Source organism: Ligilactobacillus aviarius subsp. aviarius DSM 20655, from assembly GCF_001436315.1.
GTDB lineage: Bacteria > Bacillota > Bacilli > Lactobacillales > Lactobacillaceae > Ligilactobacillus > Ligilactobacillus aviarius.
The window spans coordinates 1-279 of record NZ_AYZA01000010.1 but is presented as its reverse complement, the minus strand read 5'-3'; the positions used below and the strand labels follow the sequence as shown (position 1 = coordinate 279).

Genomic DNA, 279 nt, shown 5'->3' with positions numbered 1-279 from the left:
CTTGCTTGAGCTTGACTTCTTGCTTGATGAGCTCTTAATACTTGAACTCTTCTTGCTACTGCTTGAAATCTTACTTGAACTTGATTTCTTGCTTGATGAACTCTTAATACTTGAACTCTTCTTGCTGCTTGAAACCTTACTTGAGCTTGACTTCTTGCTTGATGAGCTCTTAATACTTGAACTCTTCTTACTGCTTGAGATCTTGCTTGAGCTTGATTTCTTGCTTGATGAACTCTTGATGCTTGAGCTCTTCTTGCTGCTGCTTGAAATCTTGCTTGA

Annotated in this window: 1 protein-coding gene; it reads right to left on the bottom strand. The window is 38.7% G+C overall.

The features are described 5' to 3' along the window. On the bottom strand, positions 1 to 279 hold a 279-nt coding region (locus FC33_RS08590), incomplete at both ends, for a hypothetical protein (protein WP_191978949.1).